General features: G+C 61.5%; 7 protein-coding genes. 3 read left to right on the top strand and 4 right to left on the bottom strand.

The genetic code is table 11. The features are described 5' to 3' along the window. Positions 1-119 precede the first annotated feature (119 nt). Genes trkA through def form a run of 4 tightly spaced genes read right to left on the bottom strand, consistent with a single transcriptional unit; the run spans position 120 to position 4,347 of the window. Positions 120-1,493: a Trk system potassium transporter TrkA gene (gene trkA / locus QMX98_RS30165; RefSeq protein WP_010465514.1), complete on the bottom strand. Its 1,374-nt coding sequence runs from the start codon at positions 1,491-1,493 to the stop codon at positions 120-122. Positions 1,494-1,516: 23 nt separating this feature from the next. After that, the gene (gene rsmB / locus QMX98_RS30160; RefSeq protein WP_282411846.1) at positions 1,517-2,827 is read right to left on the bottom strand and encodes a 16S rRNA (cytosine(967)-C(5))-methyltransferase RsmB; all 1,311 of its coding nucleotides are present in this window, start codon (positions 2,825-2,827) and stop codon (positions 1,517-1,519) included. Continuing rightward, positions 2,824-3,783: a methionyl-tRNA formyltransferase gene (gene fmt / locus QMX98_RS30155; RefSeq protein WP_077748844.1), complete on the bottom strand. Its 960-nt coding sequence runs from the start codon at positions 3,781-3,783 to the stop codon at positions 2,824-2,826. The genes rsmB and fmt overlap by 4 nt, the downstream gene beginning before the upstream one ends. 57 nt (positions 3,784-3,840) lie before the next feature. Next, positions 3,841-4,347, bottom strand: coding sequence for a peptide deformylase (gene def / locus QMX98_RS30150; protein ID WP_010465519.1), 507 nt, complete (start codon positions 4,345-4,347; stop codon positions 3,841-3,843). A gap of 170 nt (positions 4,348-4,517) precedes the next feature. On the opposite strand from def, the gene QMX98_RS30145 reads away from it, so the two are divergent. The 3 genes from QMX98_RS30145 to QMX98_RS30135 all read left to right on the top strand — a co-directional run bounded on the left by QMX98_RS30145 (position 4,518) and on the right by QMX98_RS30135 (position 7,339). Then, positions 4,518-5,543 (top strand): LysM peptidoglycan-binding domain-containing protein, encoded by a 1,026-nt coding sequence (locus tag QMX98_RS30145; RefSeq protein WP_282411845.1) that lies wholly within the window; start codon positions 4,518-4,520, stop codon positions 5,541-5,543. A gap of 80 nt (positions 5,544-5,623) precedes the next feature. Beyond that, complete coding sequence (dprA, locus tag QMX98_RS30140; protein ID WP_102594516.1) at positions 5,624-6,727, top strand: DNA-processing protein DprA; 1,104 nt, start codon at positions 5,624-5,626, stop codon at positions 6,725-6,727. 54 nt (positions 6,728-6,781) lie between these two features. Continuing rightward, on the top strand, positions 6,782-7,339 hold the full coding sequence (locus QMX98_RS30135) for an L-threonylcarbamoyladenylate synthase (protein WP_010465525.1): 558 nt from the start codon (positions 6,782-6,784) through the stop codon (positions 7,337-7,339). Positions 7,340-7,452: the final 113 nt, after the last annotated feature.

Genomic DNA, 7,452 nt, shown 5'->3' with positions numbered 1-7,452 from the left:
GAGCAGGCTCGCTCCCACAGTTGATCTTCAGTGAACACGAATTTGGTGTGCGGCGAAAATCCCACTGTGGGAGCGAGCCTGCTCGCGAAGAGGCCCGCGCAGACGCCAAAAATGCTTGATCAGAAGAAGCTGAGCCCCACATGGAACAGCTTCTCCACATCCCGAATATGCTTTTTATCCACAAGGAACAAAATCACATGGTCGCCCGCCGCGATCACCGTGTTGTCATGCGCAATGATCACTTCCTCATCACGAATGATCGCGCCAATCGTCGTCCCCGGCGGCAAACCGATGTTCTGGATCGCCTTGCCAATCACCTTGCTCGATTTTTCATCACCATGGGCAATCGCCTCGATGGCCTCCGCCGCGCCGCGGCGCAATGAGTGCACGCTGACGATATCGCCGCGCCGCACGTGGGCCAGCAGCGTGCCGATGGTTGCCAGTTGCGGGCTGATGGCGATGTCGATATCGCCGCCCTGGATCAAGTCCACGTAAGCCGGATTGTTGATGATCGTCATCACCTTCTTCGCGCCCAGGCGCTTGGCCAGCAGCGAGGACATGATATTGGCTTCGTCATCGTTGGTCAGGGCCAGGAAGATGTCTGCGTCGGCAATGTTCTCTTCCATCAGCAAGTCGCGGTCGGAAGCACTGCCCTGCAACACCACGGTGCTGTCGAGGGTGTCCGAGAGATGGCGGCAGCGGGCCGGGTTCATCTCGATGATCTTCACTTGGTAGCGGCTTTCGATCGCCTCGGCCAGGCGTTCACCGATCTGCCCGCCACCGGCGATGACGATGCGCTTGTAGGTTTCATCCAGACGGCGCATTTCACTCATCACCGCGCGGATATTTGCCTTGGCGGCAATGAAAAACACTTCGTCATCCGCCTCGATCACCGTATCGCCCTGGGGCAGGATCGGCCGATCGCGGCGGAAAATCGCTGCAACCCGGGTTTCAACATTGGGCATGTGTTCCCGCAACTGGCGCAGTTGCTGGCCCACCAACGGTCCGCCGTAGTAGGCCTTCACCGCCACCAGTTGCGCTTTGCCTTCGGCGAAGTCGATCACCTGCAACGCGCCCGGATGCTGAATCAGGCGCTTGATGTAATTGGTGACAACCTGTTCCGGGCTGATCAGCACGTCCACCGGAATCGCTTCGTTATCGAACAGCTCGGAGCGCGTCAGGTACGCGGCTTCGCGGACCCGGGCGATCTTGGTCGGGGTATGGAACAGGGTGTGGGCGACCTGACAGGCCACCATGTTGGTTTCGTCGCTGTTGGTTACTGCCACCAGCATGTCGGCATCGTCCGCGCCGGCCTGACGCAGCACCGTCGGCAACGAGCCGCGGCCCTGCACGGTACGGATGTCCAGCCGATCGCCGAGGTCGCGCAGGCGTTCGCCGTCGGTGTCGACCACGGTAATGTCGTTGGCCTCGCTGGCCAGATGTTCTGCCAGCGAACCGCCGACCTGGCCTGCGCCGAGGATGATGATTTTCATCCAGTCACTCCCTTATAAACCGGTTAACCGCGCGCGGCGGCGATCTTGATCAGCTTGGCGTAGTAGAACCCGTCGTGGCCGCCTTCCTGGGCCAGCAACTGGCGACCGTGAGGTTGCTTGATACCGGCCGCCGTGGCGAGGTCCAGTTCACGCGCACCCGGCGTGCGAGCGAGGAAGGCTTCGATGACTTCGGTGTTCTCGGTCGGCAGCGTGGAGCAGGTGGCGTAAAGCAGAATCCCGCCGACTTCCAGAGTTATCCACATGGCGTCCAGCAGCTCGCCCTGAAGCACCGCGAGTGCAGCGATGTCATCCGGTTGGCGAGTCAGCTTGATGTCGGGGTGACGTCGGATCACGCCAGTCGCCGAGCATGGCGCATCCAGCAAAATGCGCTGGAAGGGTTTGCCGTCCCACCAGGTCGCCGTGTCGCGGCCGTCGGCGGCGATCAGCTCGGCGCTCAGGCCCAGGCGTGCGAGGTTCTCGCGCACGCGCACCAGACGCTTGGCTTCCAGATCAACGGCCACGACGCCCGCCAGTTTTGGCTCGGCTTCGAGGATGTGGCAGGTCTTGCCGCCCGGTGCGCAGCAGGCATCCAGTACCCGTTGGCCCGGCGCGAGGTCGAGCAGATCGGCGGCCAATTGCGCCGCCTCATCCTGCACGCTGATCCAGCCTTCGGCGAAGCCTGGCAGGCTGCGCACGTCGGCGGCAGCTTCGAGAATGATGCCGTCCTGACTGTAGACGCACGGCGTAGCGGCGATGCCGGCCTCAGTCAGCAGCCCAAGGTAAGCGTCGCGGGTGTGATGGCGGCGGTTGACCCGCAGAATCATCGGCGGATGCGCATTGTTCGCCGCGCAAATGGCTTCCCATTGCTCAGGCCAGAACGCCTTGAGGGATTTTTGCAGCCAGCGCGGGTGGGCGGTGCGCACCACCGGGTCGTGTTCCAGCTCGGCCAGCAACGCTTCGCTTTCACGCTGGGCGCGGCGCAACACGGCGTTGAGCAAGGCTTTGGCCCAAGGTTTTTTCAGCTTGTCGGCGCAACCGACGGTTTCGCCGATGGCGGCGTGGGCCGGGACGCGGGTGTAGAGCAGTTGATAGAGGCCGACCAGCAGCAGCGCCTCGACATCGGCGTCCGCTGCCTTGAACGGCTTCTGCAGCAGCTTGGCCGCCAGCGCCGACAAACGTGGTTGCCAGCGCGCCGTGCCGAAGGCCAGGTCCTGGGTGAAGCCGCGATCACGGTCTTCAACCTTGTCCATTTGTGTCGGCAGTGAACTGTTGAGTGAGGCTTTTCCGTTAAGAACAGCGGCAAGTGCCTTGGCGGCGGCCAGACGTGGATTCATTGAGCGTCCGCCGCTTGACCGAGCACGGTGCCGACGGCGAATTTCTCACGACGGCTGTTGAACAAGTCGCTGAAGTTCAGCGCCTTGCCCCCGGGCAATTGCAGACGGGTCAGGCACAGGGCTTGCTCACCGCAGGCGACGAGCAAGCCGTCCTTGCTGGCGCTGAGGATTTGTCCCGGTGCGCCCTGCCCTTCAGCGAGGCTCGCGGCCAGCACTTTCAGCGCTTCGCCGTTCAGCGTGCTGTGGGTGATCGGCCAAGGGTTGAACGCGCGGACCAGGCGTTCCAGCTCAACCGCCGGACGGCTCCAGTCGATGCGTGCTTCGTCTTTGTTCAATTTGTGAGCATACGTTGCAAGACTGTCATCCTGCACTTCGCCTTCCAGCGTTCCGGCGGCGAGGCCGGCAATCGCCTGGATCACGGCCGGTGGGCCCATTTCGGCGAGACGGTCGTGGAGGCTGCCGCCGGTGTCTTCGGCGGTGATCGGCGTGGTGACTTTCAGCAGCATCGGCCCGGTGTCGAGGCCCAGCTCCATGCGCATCACGGTCACGCCGCTTTCACTGTCGCCTGCTTCGACCGCACGCTGGATCGGCGCCGCCCCGCGCCAGCGTGGCAGCAGCGAAGCGTGGCTGTTGATGCAACCCAGGCGCGGAATATCCAGCACCGCTTGCGGCAGGATCAAGCCGTAGGCGACCACCACCAGCAAGTCCGGCTTGAGTGCGGCCAGTTCAGCCTGGGCGTCTTCGTTGCGCAGCGTCGGCGGTTGCAACACCGGGATGTTGTTTTCCAGTGCGAGTTGCTTGACCGGGCTTGGCATCAGCTTTTGCCCACGGCCCGCCGGACGGTCCGGCTGGGTGTAAACCGCGACGACTTCGTAAGGGCTGGCGAGCAGGGCCTTGAGGTGTTCGGCGGCGAATTCCGGGGTGCCGGCAAAGACGATGCGCAGTGGCTCAGTCATGGGAGCAATCTCTGAAAAGAAAAAGGCTTGCCGCAGCAAGCCTTTGAAAGAAGGGCATCAAGCGTTCTGGCGATGGAGCTTTTCCAGTTTCTTCTTGATTCGGTCGCGTTTGAGGTTCGACAGGTAGTCGACGAACAATTTGCCGTTGAGGTGGTCGCATTCGTGCTGGATGCACACGGCGAGCAGACCTTCGGCAATCAGTTCGTAAGGCTTGCCGTCGCGGTCCAGGGCCTTGACCTTGACCTTCTGCGGGCGATCGACGTTTTCGTAGAAGCCCGGCACCGAGAGGCAGCCTTCCTGGTATTGCTCCATCTCGTCGGTCAGCGGTTCGAACTCGGGGTTGATAAACACCCGTGGTTCGCTGCGGTCTTCGGAGAGGTCCATCACGACGATACGTTTGTGCACGTTGACCTGGGTCGCGGCGAGGCCGATGCCTGGCGCTTCATACATTGTTTCAAACATGTCATCGACCAACTGACGCACTTCGTCGTCCACTACGGCCACAGGTTTGGCGATAGTGCGCAGGCGCGAGTCGGGAAATTCGAGGATGTCTAAAATGGCCATAAGCTTAATTGCTGCACGTGTGAGGTAAAGTCGGGTCGATGGCCTGGCAGGTCCGAAGATGCAGGCTACCGTTGTGAAGCGTAGCTCCTTTTCTTTTATCAAAGAGTCAGGAGCGAGCCACGAGGGCTCTGGCGTTTCACGCGAACGCACATAATAAAGGGATTCACCGCATGAGGAAATCACTACTCGCCTTGCTCCTTCTGGCCTCGGCCGGTTTGGCGCACGGGCAAGTGCAACTCAAGGAAGGTTTTCCACAGCAATACACCGCGGTGACGGGTGACACTCTCTGGGACATTTCCGGAAAATTCCTCCGGGAGCCGTGGAAGTGGCCGGAACTGTGGCAAGCCAATCCTCAGATCGAAAACCCTAATCTCATCTATCCCGGCGACTCGCTGTCGCTGGTCTATGTCAACGGCCAGCCCCGCCTGACCCTCAATCGCGGTGCTTCGCGCGGCACCATCAAGCTCTCACCTCGGGTGCGCAGCTCGCCGGTGGCCGATGCGATCCCGAGCATTCCGCTGCAATCAATCAACAGCTTTTTGCTGAGCAACCGCATCGTCGACAAGGTCGAGGACTTCGACAAGGCGCCTTATATCGTCGCCGGCGATGCCGAACGCGTGCTCAGTGGCACCGGTGACCGCATTTTCGCCCGTGGCCATTTTGACCCGAACCAGCCGGTCTATGGCATCTTCCGCCAGGGCAAGGTCTACACCGATCCCGATAGCAAAGAGTTTTTGGGGATCAATGCTGATGACATCGGCGGTGGCGAGATTGTGGCCACCGAGGGCGACGTCGCCACCCTGGCACTGCAACGCACGACTCAGGAAGTGCGTCTCGGCGACCGTTTGTTCAGCGGTGAAGAACGGTCCATCAACTCGACCTTCATGCCCAGTGCGCCAAAAACCGAGATCAATGGCTTGATCATCGATGTGCCGCGCGGGGTTACCCAGATTGGCGCGCTGGATGTGGTTACCCTGAACAAAGGTCAGCGTGATGGCCTGGCCGAAGGCAACGTGCTGGTGGTGATGAAAACCGGTGAAACCGTACGCGACCGGATCACTGGCCAGCCACTGAAAATCCCCGATGAGCGTGCCGGTTTGCTGATGGTGTTCCGCACTTACGACAAGCTCAGTTACGGGCTGGTACTCAACGCATCGCGCTCTCTGGCGGTGATGGATAAGGTGCGAAATCCGTAAGCAGGCTCCACAAGTTACCAACAGAGTTATCCACAGCTTATTCCCGTTTGAACGGGGCTCATAACGATCAAGGATGATCCATGTCGCTGTCTGCCGTCACACCGGTTTCCCCTGCGGAACTGGAAGCTCGTTTACGTCTGCACCGATTGCCAGAACTCGGCCCGGCGCGTTTCAAGAAATTGCTCGAAGCCTTCGGCTCGGCGTCCAAAGCCATCAGCGCGCCCGCCAGCGCCTGGCGTTCGCTGGGCTTGCCGCTGGCGTGCGCCGAGGCACGGCGCGTCAATGAAGTACGCGATGGCGCGGCCCACGCATTGGCCTGGCTAGAGCGCCCGGGCCAGCATTTATTGATGTGGGACCAGCCTGAGTACCCGGCGCTGCTGGCGGAAATCAGCGATGCGCCGCCGCTGTTATTTGTGGCAGGCGATCCCGACATTCTGGAAAAACCGCAATTGGCGATGGTCGGCAGTCGGCGCGCCTCGCGACCGGGCATGGACACTGCGGCGGCGTTTTCGCGCAGCCTGGCCGGCGCCGGTTTCGTCATCACCAGCGGTCTGGCGCTAGGCATCGATGCCGCCGCGCATCAAGCCGCGCTGGACGTGGGCGGGCGAACGGTCGGGGTCCTTGGCACGGGACTTGAAAAGTTTTATCCACAGCGCAATCGGCGGCTGGCGGACGCCATGATCGCCTCGGGCAGCGCAGTGCTTTCCGAGTTCCCGCTGGACGCCGGCCCCAGTGCCGGAAACTTCCCCCGGCGCAACCGGATCATCAGCGGTTTATCCCTCGGGGTGCTGGTGGTCGAAGCGAGTGTCGCCAGCGGTTCATTGATAACGGCGAGGCTGGCAGCGGAGCAAGGACGCGAGGTGTATGCGATTCCAGGGTCGATCCACCACCCTGGCGCCAAGGGTTGTCATCAGCTGATCCGTGACGGTGCGGTATTGGTGGAAACCACCGAGCATATCCTCGAAGCCTTGCGCGGCTGGCAACGGTTGCCGTTATCCACAGAGACGCTGCAAGCACCTACTCATCCACTGCTCCTGTTGCTTCACGCCGCGCCCCACACCAGCGAAGCGTTGTCGGTCAGCAGTGGCTGGGCCTTGTCCAAAGTGCTGGCAGCGCTGACGGAGCTGGAAATGGACGGCCGGGCGGTGTGCGAAAGCGGGCGCTGGTTTGCGCGGGTGAGCTAGGTTTTATAAGGAAGATCGGTAAACTGCGCAGAGCCTTATTCCGGAGAGTTTTTCATGGTCAACAGTTGGCGCGTGCAACAAGCCGCACAAGCCGTTCGCGCAGGGGCAGTAATTGCCTATCCAACCGAAGCGGTCTGGGGCCTGGGTTGCGATCCGTGGGATGAAGAAGCGGTCTATCGTCTGTTGATGATCAAAGGCCGGTCTGTGGAAAAGGGCCTGATTCTGGTAGCCGACAATATTCGTCAGTTCGACTTCCTGTTCGAAGACTTCCCGGAACTGTGGATGGACCGCATGGCCAGCACTTGGCCGGGGCCGAATACCTGGCTGGTGCCGCATCAGAATCTGTTGCCGCAGTGGATTACCGGCGTGCATGAAACCGTAGCGCTGCGCGTCAGCGACCACCCGCTGGTGCGGGATCTGTGCGCGGTGGTCGGGCCGCTGGTGTCGACCTCGGCTAACCCTCAGGGCCGGCCAGCGGCGCGGACGCGAATACGCGTCGAGCAGTATTTCCGTGGGCAAGTGGACTACGTGTTGGGCGGGAATCTGGGTGGGCGCAAGAATCCGAGCGTGATTCGCGATGTCGCGACCGGGAACGTCATTCGCCCGGATTAATCCCGCAGTAATACCTGTGGCGAGGGAGCTTGCTCCCGCTGGACTGCGCAGCAGTCCCGTTCTTTTAAAGATATGAGGGGCCGCTTCGCGGCCCAGCGGGAGCAAGCTCCCTC

This window comes from Pseudomonas sp. PS02303, assembly GCF_029959925.1.
Classification (GTDB): Bacteria; Pseudomonadota; Gammaproteobacteria; order Pseudomonadales; family Pseudomonadaceae; genus Aquipseudomonas; species Aquipseudomonas mandelii.
This window is presented reverse-complemented; position numbering and strand designations above follow the sequence as displayed.